This window comes from Ferdinandcohnia sp. SAFN-114 (assembly GCF_059415045.1).
This window is the reverse complement of record NZ_JBPFDQ010000199.1, coordinates 1-1,403: the sequence shown is the minus strand read 5'-3', so window position 1 is coordinate 1,403 and position 1,403 is coordinate 1. Positions and strand designations below refer to the sequence as shown.

The 1,403-nt window shown below is 33.8% G+C and carries 3 protein-coding genes; all 3 read right to left on the bottom strand.

The features are described 5' to 3' along the window. Positions 1-223: hypothetical protein (locus ACR65M_RS26885; protein WP_440274941.1), on the bottom strand; the 223-nt coding region annotated here is incomplete at its 3' end. A gap of 71 nt (positions 224-294) precedes the next feature. Continuing rightward, on the bottom strand, positions 295-1,062 hold the full coding sequence (gene istB / locus ACR65M_RS26880; RefSeq protein ID WP_440274940.1) for an IS21-like element helper ATPase IstB: 768 nt from the start codon (positions 1,060-1,062) through the stop codon (positions 295-297). Further along, positions 1,055-1,403 (bottom strand): Mu transposase domain-containing protein (locus ACR65M_RS26875; RefSeq protein WP_440274939.1); only part of this gene is annotated, 349 nt, incomplete at its 5' end. The genes ACR65M_RS26875 and istB, both read right to left, overlap by 8 nt.

The following is a 1,403-nucleotide window of genomic DNA, read 5'->3' as shown; positions in this document are numbered from 1 at the left end:
TACCTTCTAAATGTTCTTTCTCCTTTTTTAATAATGATAATTCACATTTCAGTTCGTTTATTTCATCTAATAATCTTGCGATTTTCGTCTTATCATCTATTCCATTCTCATATGCTGTACCTTTCCATCTGCACCATTCATTAAAATCGTAAAGATCATCCTCAGACACTTGAAAATTAAATATTTTGGTATCGGGAGTAGTTTCTAGCCATTCCTCAACCAACCTCTCATCACATTAATAATCCGTATGAGCGAAAGAACTTTATAGTTTCTGTTAACACCAATGCATTCATTTCATCGATCTCCTTGTTTGCTGTTTTCTTTATCGAAATGGTTTTTTAGACGGTATGAATCTCCGATAATATTCACCACTGTTGCGTGATGGAGGACACGATCTAAAATCGCATTGGCTATTTTGGGGTCTTGAAATATCTCACCCCAGGTTTTAAAACTAGCGTTCGTTGTTAAAATGGTACTTTTCTGCTCATACCGCAAGTCAATCAACTGAAAAAACAACTTGGCATCTTCTGCATCAATAGGCAAATAACCAATCTCATCGATGATAAGCAGCTTATATTTCGCATAATGTTTAAGTCTATTTTCCAGACGGTTTTCTAGTTTTGCTCTTTTTAGATTCATGATTAAATCATTACACTTTATAAAATACGTACTCGTCCTTTTCTTGGCAGCTGCTATTCCAATAGAGGTCGCCAAATGGGTTTTCCCAACTCCACTTGTGCCTAAGAAAACGATGTTTTCTTTTTGCTCAATAAACCGTAAGGTGGAGAAATCCAATATCTGCTGTTTATTAATTGAAGGCTGAAAATCAAAATCAAAGTCTTTAATTTCTTTGAAATGTGGAAAGGCACCTACCTTTACCATTGATTTCACCATGTTTATTTCTTTCATATCAATTTCATAGTCCGTAAGTTTGAGTAGTGTATCCGTAAATGACAATTGATTTTTAGTCATAAAATCAATTGTGTCATCAAGATGAGCTATCATTTGTTTCAACTTTAAATACTCTAAATTTTGTACTAGTTTGCTATAACTACTATTCATTTTTATACACCTCATTAATCGCCTCTAAATTTTTCTTTGCTAACTCCTCAATGTTGGTTGAAGAAGGGAGCCCTCTAGCCAATGCATCAACATAATGTTCAGGTTTGTAGTTTAGTTTTTGATGGCTAATAGGGTGTTGGACAATTAAATCCGTGTTATAATAAACAAAGATATGGTTATCATATACTTGTAAACTAAGGGTTTTTCCTATGTATCCAGGTGGGACTGAATACTGATTGGACTTGAAAGTGATCATATTTGATGGATTCACTTTCGCGGGTATATGGTTAATTTTATAGAAATCTCTTATTCTTTTATGTGGTAAATGGGATAAGAGGTTT

What these genes read in the sequence shown, in the direction of transcription:
- istB (WP_440274940.1), bottom strand. Translation starts at nt 1,062, where the DNA reads ATGAATAGTAGTTATAGCAAACTAGTACAAAATTTAGAGTATTTAAAG.